The following is a 14,165-nucleotide window of genomic DNA, read 5'->3' on the forward strand; positions in this document are numbered from 1 at the left end:
ATCTCAAGCAACTGCTTAGAGAATTCTCCAGGTAGAATTTTGTTGAACAGGGCGAAACATCTATGTACAGGTTTTTTATCACTTCGTCGCATTATTGCTTGTAGCTGCGATTCTGGTATCTTTTGCCGTGGAGTCTTATACTAGAAATTCCGTGAATCTCAAATCCAAAATCTAAAATAAAAAATTTTTATGATGCATTGGATTTTGCCAATTGTATTTATCCTGGCAGGCTTGTTTGGTGGAATCATAAGTGAAAAAATTATCTTCACAAGACTGAAAAAATTTGTTGCTAGCAGAAAACTTCCGGGAAGTGAAATTATATTTCGCTCCCTGAACCGTATGCCCTTCTTTTGGTGTCTGCTTGGCGGGTTTTATAGTGCAGTTATTAGTTACCATCCTGAGCCAAATGTTGCGGTATTACTGCAAAAAATTATTACTGGCGCTTTTTTATATACAGTTACTGTCGTCTTTGCCAGACTAACTGCTGGGTTTGTCAATTTATTTTTTCGCAGAACTAATGGTCTTTCGGCATCACTACTTTCTAATGTTGCCAAAACTGCTGTTTTGGTTTTGGGAACATTAATCCTATTGCAGACGCTAGGAATTGAAATTACACCAATACTGACAACGTTGGGAATTGGTGGTATAGCAGTTGGTTTAGCACTTCAAGATACACTAGCAAATTTGTTTTCTGGTTTTTATTTAATTATTTCCAAGCAAGTCAGAACAGGAGATTACGTTAAACTAGCTGATGGAAATCATGAGGGTTACGTTACAGATATAACATGGCGCAATACGACTATAAAAGAGCTTTCTAATAACGTCATAATAGTACCAAATTCTAAGCTAGCTTCCGCTATTTTCACTAACTATCATCTCCCAGTTAAGGAAATCACATTAACGATGACTGTAGGAGTTGGCTACGATAGCGACCTTGAGCAAGTTGAAAGAGTGACTGTAAAGGTTGCTAAGGAGGTTATGCAGGAAATTGCTCCTGAATTAATAGCAAATGAACCCTATATAAGATTTCATGAATTTGCTGATTTTAGTATAAATTTTACGCTTTATATGCGAGTCAATGAATTTTTTGACCAACGCATGGCTAGACATTTATTTATTAAGAAACTGCACAAACGCTATCAGAAAGAAGGAATTAAAATTCCCTTCCCAACCAGAGATATTTATGTGCAACATGATGGAAGCAAAAATGGAGCGATGACGCTGGAATAATTAAGTTGGGACGCATTAAAATACATCCTGTTTTTAACTATCACCACCTCTAGCAAATACCTCAAGTTCTTCTAGAGTCTGACTGACACCAACCTATGACGGCACGTTGCATAAACCGTGGAATAATCTTAATAACTTCTACATTAGGGAATGTAGGACTAGTCTGGGATTCAACATACTTGCCTTCTCGCAGTACATTAATTTTAAGCTTGCCATCTTCGTAGACCCTTCCTTGGGAGAAAGCGTCTTAGGGCAGAGACCTTAACCCGACTGGGACTGGTTCAACAATAGCATTTTGTGCCTAATTCTCTGAAATTAGAGAAAATGACTGTATGAGGACACACTTTAAGAATCTTAATCAATGACTGTAAGTATCCAGCAGCTACCAACGGCTACCTTTGAAAAACTCTTTTGGACTTGGCAAAGTTACAAAATTCAGTACACTGTCATGGGTACTGGACGCCCCCTAGTACTGGTTCACGGTTTTGGTGCTTCCATTGGACATTGGCGGAAAAATATCCCTGTTTTAGCAGCAGCTGGTTATCAGGTCTTTGCTCTTGACCTTTTGGGGTTTGGAGGTTCCGATAAGCCACCGTTAAATTACACTGTGGAAGTGTGGGTGGAACTGCTCAAGGATTTTTGCAAAGCACACATTCAAGAGCCTGCGATATTTATAGGTAACTCCATCGGCGGACTTCTGAGCTTAATGGTGGTGGCGCAACATCCAGAAATATCTGCTGGTGGTGTTTTGATTAACTGTGCTGGTGGTTTGAGTCATCGACCACACGAACTGAACCCGCCGTTACGCATCGCAATGGGAGCTTTTAACTCATTGGTGCGATCGCCCCTTGCAGGAGGATTCGTCTTTAACCGCGTCCGCCAAAAAGCCCAAATTCGCCGTACCCTATACCAGGTTTACCGCAACCGGGAAGCCGTCACTGATGAATTGGTAGATTTACTTTATGCTCCTTCTTGTGACCCAGGAGCGCAACAAGTTTTTGCCTCTATCCTCACTGCGCCTCCTGGTCCTTCTCCAGTGGAACTCTTGCCCAAAGTCGAGCGCCCGTTATTAGTCATTTGGGGTGCTGATGACCCTTGGACACCAATCACCGGGGCAAAAATTTACGAAAAAGCGGGGGAAAATGGGAAAGATATCCAAATTGTCCCAATTCCAGGTGCTGGACACTGTCCCCACGATGAAGTGCCAGATGTTGTAAATCAACAAATTGTAGACTGGCTAGCATCTCGTTAAAAACTGACGATCTTTCCCCCTGACTTTTTAAGGGGGGAAAGAACAAGAAAGAGAAAGCAATTGCCTTTCACCACGTCCTCAAACGTCTGGTTCTACTCCCAGTGATCGCAGTTGAGCTGCCAATCGTTCTGCCCGTTGCCGTTCCTTTGCTGCTAACTCCGAACCCCATAGCAAGAGTTCCCCACGTTCGTCCCACCAACGCAACCAATAACCCGTTCGATTTTCTCGGCTTCCCTGCCATATACCCAAAAACAAGTTCATTTGAGCAATCCAGTAACGGTTATTTTCATCTGGTGTTTGAAGTTGATAGTGCCCAGAATTATCTAGCTGATAGACTTCTAAGACTCCCGTTTCTGGTTCAAAAACGGCGTAGTTGGGAACTTTTAAAACTTGCTCATAATAAAACCATTTCCCAGGTGGATAGGTTGGTTTGCTAGAGTATTCTCCACCTTCAGTGTCCGAAAGAAATTCCATTACGATGACTGGAAAATCGCCTTGGAGTTGTGGAGTATAACTACGCTTAACCTCTTCTCGTGGCACGAGAATAGAAGGTACAAATCCCCAATCAGGAGCTTTAACCACGATTTTGTTATTTAAAGTGGCACAGATGCCGTAGTTAGTTATGGTTAAGGCGTTGGCTGGTAATCTGACCGCCAGTTCTAAGCTTTCTGTTAAAGCCGCAGCTAATAGTGGCTGATTAATGTTATCCACTGGCTCGTCATCTAAAACAAAATCATCTGGTAACTTTTCCCAAGTAATTTCATAAGTGGCTGCACTGGCTAGCATGGTAAGACTGCCTCATCAATGCCATCGATAAACCTAGCATAACTGTGGGTAATCGCCTTCAACTACTTATCTCAGGTCGCCTCTGGGGACAAGGGCAATTCCCCCAACAGCAGAAGGTACAATCACCACCTATAACAGTACGATTGTTCTACTATGGTAAGGGCGACAATGATAATATTAAGAACTGTTTCGCCCCCGCCGCTTTCTCTCAGTTCACCCATATGTCAAATAGCCAGCAGATAGCCGCATCCTTAAATGGACATCTTCCTAACTCCAACAACAACCAAAATACAATCCGCATTCGAGGTGCTAGGCAGCATAATCTCAAGAATATTGATTTAGAACTGCCACGCGATCGCCTGATTGTCTTTACTGGTGTTTCTGGTTCTGGCAAATCTTCCCTAGCATTTGACACCATCTTCGCCGAAGGGCAACGTCGCTACGTAGAATCCCTCAGCGCCTATGCACGGCAATTCTTAGGACAGGTAGAAAAACCTGATGTGGAGGCGATAGAGGGTTTAAGCCCGGCGATTTCCATTGACCAAAAATCTACCTCTCATAACCCCCGTTCTACGGTGGGGACGGTGACGGAGATTTACGATTATATGCGACTGTTGTTTGGACGGGCGGGTGAACCTCATTGTCCGATATGCGATCGCTGTATTGCCCCCCAAACTATCGATCAGATGTGCGATCGCATTCTGGAACTTCCTGATCGCACCCGCTTTCAAATCCTCGCCCCTGTCGTCCGGGGTAAAAAAGGGACTCACAACAAGCTGTTATCAAGTTTAGCTTCTCAAGGTTTTGTGCGTATCCGGGTGGATGGCGAGGTGCGAGAACTCTCTGATGCGATTGAATTAGATAAAAATGTTACGCATACAATCGAAGTGGTGATTGACCGCCTCGTGAAAAAGGCTGGTATGCAGGAGCGTTTGGTCGATTCTCTTGCGACTTGCTTGAAACAATCAAGTGGAATTGCGGTTATTGAAATTATAAAAGATACAAACAATCAAGAGTTACCCGCAGAATTGGTATTTTCCGAGAACTTTGCTTGTCCGGAACACGGGGCGGTTATGGAAGAATTATCGCCGCGCTTGTTTTCGTTTAATTCTCCTTATGGTGCTTGTCCCCACTGTCACGGAATTGGAAGTTTAAGAAGGTTTTCGCCAGAGTTGGTGGTACCTGACCCGAAAGCGCCTGTGTATGCTGCTATTGCTCCTTGGTCGGATAAGGATAATTCATATTATTTGGAATTATTGTACAAGCAGGGGCAAGAGTTTGGGTTTGAGTTGCAGACGCTGTGGAGTCAGTTGACTGAGGAGCAACGAGAGGTCATTTTATATGCAGAGGAACGAACCAAAGAGGCGCAGAAGAAGCAGAAGGAAGGGTTTAAAGGGGTGCTGCCTATGTTGCAAAGGCAGTATGATGGCGGTTCGGAGTTAATTAAGCAAAAGTTAGAACAGTATTTGATTGACCAGCCGTGTCCGGTGTGCGAAGGGAAGCGGTTAAAACCGGAGGCGTTGGCGGTGCGGTTGGGACAGTACCGGATTTTAGATTTGAGTGGTGCTTCGATTCGAGAGTGTCGGGAGAGGATTGATAAGTTAGAGTTGAGCCAACGTCAGTTGCAAATAGGCGATTTGGTACTCAGAGAAATTAGAGCGCGATTGCAATTTCTCTTAGATGTAGGATTAGATTACCTGACGCTTGACCGTCCGGCGATGACGCTTTCGGGTGGAGAAGCGCAACGAATTCGTCTAGCAACTCAAATTGGTTCTGGGTTGACTGGGGTTTTGTATGTCTTGGATGAACCAAGTATTGGTTTGCATCAACGAGATAATGGGCGGTTACTGCAAACTTTAACAAAATTAAGGGATTTGGGTAATACGTTGATTGTGGTAGAGCATGATGAAGAAACCATTCGCGCTGCTGACTACCTTGTCGATATTGGTCCTCATGCGGGTATTCATGGCGGAAATATTGTTGCCCAAGGTGATTTGCAAGCGTTGCTGAAAGCGGAAGAGTCGCTGACGGGTGCATATTTGTCAGGAAGGCAGGTGATTACAACCCCAGCCGCACGCAGAGACGGAAATGGGCGGGGTTTAGTCATCAAAAATGCCCGTCGCAATAACTTAAGAAATATAGATGTAGAAATACCTTTGGGTAAACTTGTTGCTGTCACTGGTGTTTCTGGTTCTGGTAAATCTACCCTGATTAATGAATTACTCTACCCCGCACTGCAACATCAGCTGACGCGCAAAGTTCCTTTTCCTAAAGACATAGATGCAATTGAGGGATTGGATACTGTTGACAAAGCCATTGTCATTGACCAATCACCTATTGGTAGAACACCGCGTTCTAACCCAGCGACTTATACAGGTGTTTTCGATATTATTCGAGAAGTTTTTACAGCAACAATTGAAGCAAAAGCAAGGGGTTATAAAGCAGGGCAATTTTCCTTCAACGTCAAAGGTGGACGCTGCGAAGCTTGCAGTGGACAAGGTGTGAATGTCATTGAAATGAACTTTTTGCCAGATGTTTATGTACAGTGCGAAGTTTGTAAAGGTGCAAGATATAACCGCGAAACGTTGCAGGTGAAGTACAAAGACAAGTCTATTTCTGATGTTCTTAATATGACGGTTGAGGAAGCTTTGGAGTTTTTTACAAACATTCCCAAAGCAGCGACTAAACTGCAAACTTTAGTTGATGTGGGGTTGGGATATATTCAACTTGGACAACCAGCAACAACCTTATCTGGTGGAGAAGCACAACGGATAAAATTAGCAACAGAATTATCACGTCGCGCCACAGGGAAGACACTTTATTTAATAGATGAACCCACGACAGGTTTATCTTTTTATGATGTCCACAAGTTGTTAGATGTGTTGCAACGTTTGGTGGATAAAGGCAATTCAATTTTAGTGATTGAACACAATTTAGATGTGATTCGTTGTGCTGATTGGTTGGTAGATTTGGGACCGGACGGCGGCGACAAAGGGGGAGAGGTGATTGCTGTAGGTACGCCAGAGGAGGTGGCGCAGAGCCCCAGGTCGTATACTGGGCAGTATCTCAAGCAGGTGTTGCAGCAGTATCCAGCAGTACCAGCAGTAGCTGTTGCGAATTAAAATGAAAAATAGGGTGTGTTACGTTTCACTAACGCACCCTAAATCTAAGTTTTAGCCATGGGACAAAGCACAGGTAGACCAAAAATCCAACGAAATTACAGCGATTCCAGAACTAATAAAAGTTTTAGACATCTCTGGTTGTATTGTCACAATTGATGCAATGGGATGCCAAAAGGAGATAATCAAATTAACCACCCAGAAGCAAGGTGATTATATTATCACACTAAAAAAAAATCAAAGTAATATGTATAAAAATGTATAACAGTTATTTCGCTGAGCAATTGCTACAGGTTTTCCAGGATTTAATCAGAGTGACTATCATACTCGTGAAAACAGTCACGGTAGGGTAAGCGTATCTAAATTAGTCTTGACAAAAAGGTTGGTTTCTAAATGAACAAATAATTAAAGTTTTTCGTTTCGTTTGTTTCCCAAGGATCAAAGCGATCGCCTAAAAAATATCAATCAGCAAGTATTATTGCGACTCTTTGAGGGTTTATTGACATTCGCACACGCTTATTAACAAGATACACTTACCCTGCTATATTATTGGTTAATTCTTAACAAGAATGACAGCGTGAGGGTCACTCAAGTTATTTTTATTATCGCCACTTTCAATAAATGTAGGTAAAACGTGAGTAAGGCGACCTGCTTTTTTATTCTTTACATCAATAATTCCTAATCCCGGACAGCTTCCTACCGCTGCATGAGCTACAGATTGAGGCAGAGTACCACGTAAAGCAACATAAATTCTCTTGTCTTTTAAATTTTTTGTAGCTAAATCTGGGGTTGGATCATCTTCAGTTACTGCGTTTAAAGTACTTTTACAGACACCAGAATTTTTCAGACTGTAACTTCCTTGATATTCAAGTTTTTTATCGACTCTAAAAACTTCTACATTGTTACGTACACGGTCAAACTGATGTAAATATTTATCGAAGGTAACTACCATGCCATGAGCATCACGATTGTTACCAGGTAAAATTTTACCGTTGTCAAGGTCAGCCCAAACAGCTATGGGCAAAGGTTGATTAGGCAAATTAAACTCAGGCACCGACAAGTAATCCTGAGTAAACTGGTATACAGTAAATTCACTGTTGTTTGGCGCGGGTGTACCTGTGTTGAGGAACATACTGCCGTTAACAGAATGACCCCCACAACCAGCAGATCGAACCACATTAACATCATACTCCGCTACAATTTGCATCGGCTTAGCATTGATGTCAATTACAAACATACCCCCACCCCCCAATGTCGTGTAGGCGTGTTGGCTGTTATCCGAAATAATGGGGCAAATAACCGTATTATCAAAGCGAATGTTAGCAGCCTGTTTAGATATCCCGTTGGGTGTGATGGTCGATTGTCCGTCTAATACTACACCTGTTTTAGTACAAGAGATATCATCGTAGGGATTTACATCTACGGCAATCGGTTGACTTAATATCCTACCTGTTCCACCAACTAAATCTAAACTTGCATCGGCATTGTATTGAAAGCTTATAACTTTTCCTTCATTGTCTTTGGCTACGTCTACACGTTCAAGCATTTTTCCGCTTTGGTTAGCCAAAAGAATTTTTGACCCATCAGGAGAAACAAAACTCATGTGGTTCTGTCTACCCGTGCTGGTTTGAGTCGTGCGGAATAAACATATAGGATTTTTTGTTTGGCTATCAACTATCCCTAAATGGCCAGAAGCAACGAAATTAAGAGTCACATATTTGTAATCTGGTGCAGGGATAATTCCATGAATTCGGTTGACGTTATCTCCTGTAGTTTGTTGAGCCATAGGAAATAAATCAGTACCCACATCTAAAACTAAAGGATTATTAATAGGTGGATTTTTTTCTAAATCCTTACTGTTATAAATTCTGACCTTGCCACCATAAGAGCCTTTAGGATTTGTAATTGTAATTCCTTGAGTATTTCCTTGGTCACTCATCCAAATCTCATAATTTGAATTCTGAGCATAGCTAATAGTCCCAACAAAAACTAGGCTCAATGTTAAAATGAAGCCTAGTAAAGAGCGAATTAAAAACTTACTACTATTCACGGTTATTTAAAAGCTTAATTTTTTTTCTTAAAATTATAATTAACATACTAATACCGTATTTCTCCATAAATAAAGATAAAAAATTCTATATTTTTAGTATCTTTTATACTTAATAACAAGTTAGAAAAAGAACTAAATACTGATAAACAAAAATAAAAAAGTATTAAATAATACAATATTCTTGATATTTATTATTTCTATCCCAAGGCTAAAAACACTATTAGGCAAGGCTGCGCCAATACCCAAAACCAGTTTCTACAAGCAGAAGCAAACGCCAAAAAACAGCGCATAGCCTTTTGGAACCAAGAAAAACCTGTAACGCTGTGGGATTTTCGGCGATCAGTTCAAAAGCCAAGCAAAATACTACAACAACAGCAATGTGAACCGTCTTACCCAGATTTTTGTATTCCTGCAAACTCTCGCAATTTAAAGTGTTCAGATATTTCTCATCGCAAATTCAAAGTTTTGCCACCCGACACTTACGGATTTGATAGAGATGGGGATGGCATAGGGTGTGAACGGTAGGCAACAAAAAACCCCGGTGAAAGCAACCGAGGGAATCAAGCGATTAGGAGAAGTCTAAATGTCAATTAGCACCAAAATCTAAAAATTTTAGCTAACGCTGAAAGCAACCAAAACTAGAGTAGTGACGATTAAGGAAGCGAACACGCCCTGTACAAGATATTTACGTTGTTCCCAAATCGCAGGGTACTCAGCATAGTACATTTTTGGTTCAGTTGCGTAGTTGTTGAGGATACCGTCTTCATTAACAGTGGTATACATAGCTGTTTTCTCTTTATTTTTTTAACTTATGTAAATATTTGTAACAATATTGTTACAAATAGTCAATATAGCTTGACAACAAAAGGCTGATGGCATTCATAACATCCGCTTATCTGAAAAGGAGATTCTCAAAACTAATAACCATCACACCCGTCATCACGCGCGTTTTCTTGTTTGATTCCAAGCGCAACTGGCATGGAATATTTGGTACTAAACAATGGATGGCAGAAATTGGAACCAGAGGAATGGTTTGGGACATACTCCAGCCCAAGCAGAAGCAGAAATTAACCGCTTAAAAACAATTTTTCCCTTGTTGCTGGATACTGAGGCAATTTACCAAGAATGGGAAAAGCTGGTAGTTGCCTATAAGAATTGTTGAAGTTCATCCCACACAAATCATTTCAATTTAATAAACATCCTCCTTAATACATATTTGTTTCTACCTCTTGCATAATAGTCAGGTATACGAGTGTGCAGGAGGTAGGAGGTTTTGGGATGGATCTTTTTTACAATTTTTTCTCAGAAAATTTTATTCCTCATGGGCATTGTTATTTATGGAAACCAGAGTTGGTTTCGCTGCATATCCTGTCAGATGTCATAATTGCACTTTCTTACTATTCAATACCGCTGACGCTGGTGTATTTTGTCCGCAAGCGGAAAGATGTGCCATTTAGAAACATTTTTCTCTTGTTTGGAGCCTTTATTATTTCCTGTGGCACAACACACATCATGGAAGTGTGGACGCTTTGGCATCCTGTTTATTGGTTATCAGGGGCTATCAAAGCTTTCACAGCTATCATTTCTTTTTATACAGCTCTTACTCTCATCCCTCTAGTTCCTCTAGCACTTGCTCTCCCCAGCCCAGCACAGCTTGAAGCGGCAAATAAAGCTTTGCAAGAGGAAAATATTGAGCGTAAACGAGTTGAGCAAGAGTTGCGAGAGTATAAAGAACGTCTAGAAGAACTCGTAAAGCAACGTACTACTGAACTAGCAAAAGCCAACGAACACCTCCAGCAGGAAATTATTCAACGCCAGCACTCTCAGGACAAGATGGCGCAGTTGCTCAAAAAAGTAGAAAGTGCAAATAAAGAATTAAATGATTTTGCTTATGTGGTTTCCCATGATTTAAAAGCACCACTTCGAGGAATTGGTTCATTGTCAGAGTGGCTATTAGCTGATTACGCTGATAAATTTGACGAACAGGGTAGAGAATTCGTCAATCTCCTGATAAATAGAGTTCAGAAAATGTATAACTTAATTGATGGCATTTTACAATACTCTAGAGTTGGACGCCTTCAAGAGGAGAGTCGCCAAGTCAATTTGAATAAAGTCGTTGCAGATGTTATTGACCTTCTTAGCCCAAGTGAAAATATACAAATACAGATAGTTAATCAATTACCTATTGTTTACTGTCAAAAAACTCGTATAGAACAAGTTTTTCAAAACTTGTTGAGTAATGCCATCAAATTTATTGATAAGCCGCAAGGTCAGATTCTAATCGACTGTACTGAAGATAATTATTATTGGCATTTTAGTGTAGCTGATAACGGTTTAGGAATTGAAAAGCAATATTTTGAAAGAATATTTCAAATCTTCCAAAAATTATCTAACAATAAAGACTCTGACAGTACGGGCATTGGTTTAGCTTTAGTAAAAAAGATTGTAGAAATGTATGATGGCAAGGTTTGGGTGGAATCAGAAATTGGTCATGGTAGCACGTTCTTTTTTACTTTAAAAAAGCAGGTACAAATCAAGCGTACTGAGGATTTCATTAAATAAAATTTGCCGCCAGAATTACCGCTGTTGGAATCAGGATATTATCAACCTCTTTCGGGCTACATCCTTCAACAAGTGTAGCGATAAATGCCAGCAATAAAATTCGGCTAATATTTAGTTGACTTGGGATGATAAGCCAAACAAAAAAGACGCTGGCGGCGAAAGCGAAAACAAACATCGAGAGGCTTCCTTCCACACTTTTCGTGCTGAGAATTTGGTATTTAAGCTTGCCATATTGAGAGCCAATTATCGGTGCAACACCATCGCCCCAGCCGAGAGTTGTCATTGCGACAATTCCAGGAAAACTTTTATACAATAACGTGCCGCAAATAGTTGCCACAATCACGAAATAAAGCGGACCTTTGAGGAGTTCACGCCTATCACCCGTACGGGTCATGATATTAACAGCTTCATCGTCTGGTTTGGCAAACAGCCCTTTTTGTACGAGGAGGACTACCCAGACAACAAAAATCGTCACATTTAAGTACTTCGACCAATGTAAATCGCTGTACAGAGGCAAAAAGCCAATGAGCGATCCAGCACCAATATGCGTAATTTTACGGCTAATATCTTGCGGTAGCCCAAATTTAGTTACACATAAATTCAACAGTGCTACCAGCCCAAACACATAAACAAAAGTCAGCGCTGTTGCTATTAAATTTCCTAAAAACGGGTTAATACCTAAAGCGAAAGACAACATATCAACTTTCTCCACCCTTACGGAAGAACTGCTGTAAAATTTCCCCTGGTTTACGATCCCAAGTGTCGATATGCTCGTAGATTAAACCATTTTTGTTGAGTTTGTATGTCGAGTAGCCGTTGAAAAATATCTTAGCTTTCCAAGGAACGCGCAAAACACCGCGAACTGTCCACTTTGCCAAAATGATGTCCTCGGCTGACTGATTGACATCATGTAAATCAAAGTAAATTTCTGTAAAAAATAATCGAGCATGAAATCGTAAAGTCCAAAAGATAATGCGATAGTTAAATTTTGTTTTAAACTTATTGACAGGGTCTTGAAAGTAGATATCCTGCGTGTAAATGTCGTAGGAAATATCTTTCTCAAAAAGTGTTGGCAAATCTTTTTTGAGAGTTTCAATGTTCCGTTCGACTTGCGATTGATATTCCACGCGATCGCTCCTAAAAAATGAGTTCTGTTACTGTTACAGCGTTTCCAAAGCCAGTAAGGTACACCAAAGAAATAATGAACCACAGATGGACACAGATGGACACAGATAAATAAGTTCTATTACTGTGGAAGTCATCTGTATGCCCGTGGCGTTTTTCCTGTCCATCGCTTAAAGGCACGGTGGAACGCACTTGGTTCGGAAAAACCCAGCAAAAAAGCTATATCATGAATTGGGGTATCAGCTTTTTTCAAATATCTTAGAGCTAACTCTTTGCGCGTCTCATCCAAAAGTTGCTGATACGAAGTCCCCTCTGCTTGCAGTTCTCGTTGCAGGTTCCGAACACTGATAGCTAAAGTGCGAGCGATCGCCTCAATAGAAGGAACTTCTCCCTTCAAACCATGCGTAACTGCCCGAACAACTTGGTTCGTGTACGTATCTTCTTGGCTCAGTTCGTTGAGCATTACTTCAGCATGTTGCTCAAACATCGACAAAAGCGATGGATTGGCAGATAAAATAGTCCAATCCAAACAGCCAGCATCGAAGATAAGCCGATTTGTTGGTTGAGAAAAGTGTACAGGTGCGTGAAAGATCCGCTGGTGTTCAGAAATATCCGTTGGACGTGGATGTTGAAACCAAACTGCATCAGGAATTAGTGAGTTACCCGTCAGCGTTTTTGTTGTCGTTAGTAGGGCTGAAAACGTAGACTCGATGGGCTGTCGAGGTTCTTCTAGCAAGTAGTTTTTCAGGTGACTTACGATATCACAGTCGCACAACACCTGCCCTTGTGAAATTGAGAAGTGGATATAAGCCCCCTGACTGAACAGACGTGTGTAGCGCGAGAGGTTTTCCAGCACCTGTCTAAAACTCTGACAATTGAAAAGCACATAGCCCACAATCCCAATCATCGCCACATTGAAGGTTTCCCCTATATGTAAACCGATGTTGTCATCGCCTGTCAGCTTGACCACTTCGTGCCACATAGCTCGATTAATTTCGCCTGTAACGCGGCTATCGGGCACCTCCAGCATTTTAGGGTCAATACCAATGGCAGCACACAGGCTTTTGGGATCTATGCCTTTATAAGTTGCTGCATATTGAACAGTGCTGCGAACGAGAGAAACGGAGAAAGTCGCTTCTTTCATGGATATTCAAGCAGAGTTTTCCAAAACGGCGTGATGAGTCAATTCCTTGGCGCAATATGTCAATTCAACATCTAACTAGACAGCTTACCTTTTAATTGTTGGTCAAAACGCGCTGTACATCAAACAACTTAAACAAAGGAGCTTTCCCAAAATGACATCAACAAAACTAGGCTTTGATTCCAACACGTCGTTCACCGCAATCTCAAATCAGTCACTACCCGAACAAATTGAAAACCCCGTGACAGGCGATCGCATGACAATCCTTTGCTCGACTCACGATAGCAACGGGAATTCTTTTAAGGCTCAGTTCAACCTTCCACCCGGATCAAACGGCAGTCCCCTACATTATCACAATCATCTCACAGAAACGTTTGAGGTCTTAAGCGGCTCGCTCGAAATGGAAGTGGGTGGCAAAGGAAACATTAAGATACTCCGACCAGGAGAAATTGTGTACGTTCCTGCTGGTACGCCTCATAGTTTCCGCAATACCTCTGACGAGTGGGTAACATTCGTATCCGAAGTACGTCCAGCAGGAGAGTTTGAGCAGTTTATTAGAGCAATGTACGGTCTGGCGATTGATGCAAAAGTGAACAAACAGGGGATGCCCACAAATCCTTTGCAACTCGCCTTAGTCATTCAGAAAGCTGACCTCGTATTTGTTGGTTTGCCGTTGTTCGTCCAAAAGCTGATTATCGGAACGTTAGCTGGGATTGGTCGCCTTTTGGGAGTGGAGCGATCGCTAGTCAAATATTGGAAAGAAGTTGAGCAAAAAGAGGCTTGAGCAAGCTTCTAGCAAACCTTTCCAGCACAAGGTTGCTGCCTTGCCAGTAAAGCCCAATTGTAAAGCCACCATCTGGTTACTTCTTATTAATAGGACTTACGCAAAAACCTCTCAAA

Annotated in this window: 13 protein-coding genes and 1 pseudogene; 7 read left to right on the top strand and 7 right to left on the bottom strand. The window is 41.5% G+C overall.

The genetic code is table 11. From position 1 onward, the window contains the following. Positions 1 to 189: 189 nt before the first annotated feature. Positions 190 to 1,230: a mechanosensitive ion channel family protein gene (locus tag ACM0OZ_RS13310; protein WP_414583301.1), complete on the top strand. Its 1,041-nt coding sequence runs from the start codon at positions 190 to 192 to the stop codon at positions 1,228 to 1,230. A 361-nt stretch (positions 1,231 to 1,591) separates the two neighbouring features. Continuing rightward, positions 1,592 to 2,482, top strand: coding sequence for an alpha/beta fold hydrolase (locus ACM0OZ_RS13315; protein WP_414583302.1), 891 nt, complete (start codon positions 1,592 to 1,594; stop codon positions 2,480 to 2,482). Positions 2,483 to 2,560: 78 nt separating this feature from the next. On the opposite strand, the gene ACM0OZ_RS13320 is transcribed toward ACM0OZ_RS13315, so the two are convergent. Next, positions 2,561 to 3,268: a Uma2 family endonuclease gene (locus tag ACM0OZ_RS13320; protein ID WP_414583303.1), complete on the bottom strand. Its 708-nt coding sequence runs from the start codon at positions 3,266 to 3,268 to the stop codon at positions 2,561 to 2,563. Between the two features lie 221 nt (positions 3,269 to 3,489). Between ACM0OZ_RS13320 and uvrA the strand changes: the two genes are divergently transcribed. Then, on the top strand, positions 3,490 to 6,390 hold the full coding sequence (gene uvrA, locus ACM0OZ_RS13325) for an excinuclease ABC subunit UvrA (RefSeq protein WP_414583340.1): 2,901 nt from the start codon (positions 3,490 to 3,492) through the stop codon (positions 6,388 to 6,390). A gap of 70 nt (positions 6,391 to 6,460) precedes the next feature. Further along, positions 6,461 to 6,643: pseudogene (locus ACM0OZ_RS13330) on the top strand (ISAs1 family transposase); the annotation flags it as partial. Between the two features lie 297 nt (positions 6,644 to 6,940). Here ACM0OZ_RS13330 and ACM0OZ_RS13335 read toward each other — a convergent pair. From ACM0OZ_RS13335 to psb34, 3 genes are all read right to left on the bottom strand, one after another. Further along, positions 6,941 to 8,326, bottom strand: coding sequence for a hypothetical protein (locus ACM0OZ_RS13335; protein WP_414583304.1), 1,386 nt, complete (start codon positions 8,324 to 8,326; stop codon positions 6,941 to 6,943). Positions 8,327 to 8,657: 331 nt separating this feature from the next. Then, positions 8,658 to 8,852 carry a hypothetical protein gene (locus ACM0OZ_RS13340; RefSeq protein WP_414583305.1) on the bottom strand — a complete coding sequence of 65 codons (195 nt, stop codon included), beginning with the start codon at positions 8,850 to 8,852 and terminating at the stop codon, positions 8,658 to 8,660. Between the two features lie 197 nt (positions 8,853 to 9,049). Further along, on the bottom strand, positions 9,050 to 9,220 hold the full coding sequence (gene psb34 / locus ACM0OZ_RS13345; RefSeq protein WP_414583306.1) for a photosystem II assembly protein Psb34: 171 nt from the start codon (positions 9,218 to 9,220) through the stop codon (positions 9,050 to 9,052). Positions 9,221 to 9,437: 217 nt separating this feature from the next. Here psb34 and ACM0OZ_RS13350 point away from each other — a divergent pair, with 217 nt between their 5' ends. Beyond that, positions 9,438 to 9,599 (top strand): hypothetical protein, encoded by a 162-nt coding sequence (locus tag ACM0OZ_RS13350; protein WP_414583307.1) that lies wholly within the window; start codon positions 9,438 to 9,440, stop codon positions 9,597 to 9,599. A gap of 116 nt (positions 9,600 to 9,715) precedes the next feature. Beyond that, positions 9,716 to 10,999 carry a sensor histidine kinase gene (locus tag ACM0OZ_RS13355; RefSeq protein WP_414583308.1) on the top strand — a complete coding sequence of 428 codons (1,284 nt, stop codon included), beginning with the start codon at positions 9,716 to 9,718 and terminating at the stop codon, positions 10,997 to 10,999. Here ACM0OZ_RS13355 and ACM0OZ_RS13360 read toward each other — a convergent pair. The 3 genes from ACM0OZ_RS13360 to ACM0OZ_RS13370 all read right to left on the bottom strand — a co-directional run bounded on the left by ACM0OZ_RS13360 (position 10,992) and on the right by ACM0OZ_RS13370 (position 13,268). Next, entirely contained in the window at positions 10,992 to 11,696 is a 705-nt protein-coding gene (locus tag ACM0OZ_RS13360; RefSeq protein WP_414583309.1) for a diacylglycerol/polyprenol kinase family protein, read from the bottom strand. The two genes, ACM0OZ_RS13355 and ACM0OZ_RS13360, sit on opposite strands and share 8 nt — an antisense overlap. A gap of 1 nt (position 11,697) precedes the next feature. Next, the gene (locus tag ACM0OZ_RS13365) at positions 11,698 to 12,126 is read right to left on the bottom strand and encodes a DUF2358 domain-containing protein (RefSeq protein WP_414583310.1); all 429 of its coding nucleotides are present in this window, start codon (positions 12,124 to 12,126) and stop codon (positions 11,698 to 11,700) included. Positions 12,127 to 12,257: 131 nt separating this feature from the next. Further along, positions 12,258 to 13,268 (bottom strand): AraC family transcriptional regulator, encoded by a 1,011-nt coding sequence (locus ACM0OZ_RS13370; RefSeq protein WP_414583311.1) that lies wholly within the window; start codon positions 13,266 to 13,268, stop codon positions 12,258 to 12,260. 151 nt (positions 13,269 to 13,419) lie between these two features. Between ACM0OZ_RS13370 and ACM0OZ_RS13375 the strand changes: the two genes are divergently transcribed. After that, a complete protein-coding gene (locus ACM0OZ_RS13375) occupies positions 13,420 to 14,049 on the top strand; it encodes a cupin domain-containing protein (protein ID WP_414583312.1) in 630 nt (209 codons plus the stop codon). The last annotated feature ends 116 nt before the right edge of the window (positions 14,050 to 14,165 follow it).

Source organism: Scytonema sp. PCC 10023 (assembly GCF_963920835.1).
In the GTDB taxonomy this organism is placed as follows: domain Bacteria; phylum Cyanobacteriota; class Cyanobacteriia; order Cyanobacteriales; family Nostocaceae; genus Kalymmatonema.